The sequence below is a fragment of the Arthrobacter sp. 9V genome, from assembly GCF_902506065.1.
Classification (GTDB): Bacteria; Actinomycetota; Actinomycetes; order Actinomycetales; family Micrococcaceae; genus Arthrobacter.
Genome location: NZ_LR733021.1, coordinates 1 through 1,008, shown reverse-complemented (window position 1 = coordinate 1,008; position 1,008 = coordinate 1). Strand labels below are relative to the sequence as shown.

General features: G+C 72.7%; 1 protein-coding gene, 1 tRNA gene and 1 pseudogene. All 3 read right to left on the bottom strand.

Translation table 11 applies throughout. The features are described 5' to 3' along the window. Positions 1 to 173 precede the first annotated feature (173 nt). Positions 174 to 254: transfer RNA gene (locus tag BACI9J_RS23435), tRNA-Leu, on the bottom strand. A gap of 69 nt (positions 255 to 323) precedes the next feature. Beyond that, complete coding sequence (locus BACI9J_RS23430; protein ID WP_159736724.1) at positions 324 to 689, bottom strand: hypothetical protein; 366 nt, start codon at positions 687 to 689, stop codon at positions 324 to 326. A 50-nt stretch (positions 690 to 739) separates the two neighbouring features. Next, a pseudogene (locus tag BACI9J_RS23425) lies at positions 740 to 1,008 on the bottom strand (hypothetical protein); the annotation flags it as partial.

Below are 1,008 nucleotides of genomic sequence, written 5' to 3'. Positions count from 1 at the left end.
GGATCAGGGCGAGTGCGACGGAGTGCATGGTTCTTCCGGTCGTGGAGGCGGGGGTCACGGGGAGGACACCCGCGGGACGAGGGTACCGCCCGGGAGTGGCCGGGCCATCCCTCGCGGGAATGACCTGCTCGAGGCGTGCGGATGACCGCAACCGTGTGGCAGGGGGGACTCGGTGCGGAAGGAGGGACTCGAACCCTCACGCCTGGGGCACAGGAACCTAAATCCTGCGTGTCTACCGATTCCACCACTCCCGCGAGCAGCGGCAGTCTACCGACCGCGGGGTGCGCGGCGGACGTGCACCGGGCCTCCAGGCCGTGGGGTGGTCACGCCGCACCCCGTCGGCGTCGCGCCCGCAGGACGGGTCGTAGGTCCACAGCGATCGCCACCAGGAGCGCGACTGCGCCGACGATCACGGCGACCCGTGTGGAGGCGGGGTCGACGGGCGCGTCACCGGTCAGGGCGAGGAGCGTCGCGACGAGCCAGATCGCGGGGATCGGCCAGAGGCGGGTCGGGGAACCGGTGACCAGCGCGCCGAGGACGCCGGCGACGAGCAGCGGGACCCAGCGGCCACCGGGCTCCGAGCGGGCGGCGAGGTGCGCCGCGGCGGCGACCAGCAGCATCACCGCGACGGCCAGCAGCCGCGCCGCCGAGGGCATGCTGCGGACGCTGGCACGGAATCGTCGGAACACGGCCCGATGCTACCGAGCCGTGTTCCGGGGGAGCCTGATCAGGTCAGCGCTCAGAGCGGCTTCGTGCCGAGGTCGTTGCCGAGGTCGGCGCGGTCCTCGTCCTGCTCGTTCTCGTGCTCCCACAGGTCGGGCGAGCCCTCGCGCGGGGAGCCGCCGGTGGGACCGTCGTCGGAGCCGTCACCGGGCTGCGGTTCCACCGTCTCACCGGCGACCGCGTCGTTCGTGACGGTCTCGAGCGACTCCTCGGCCTCGTCCACCTCGTACGGGCCGACGTGCTCACGGTCGATGTCGTCGTCGCGACGCTGCTGGGAGTCGAAGT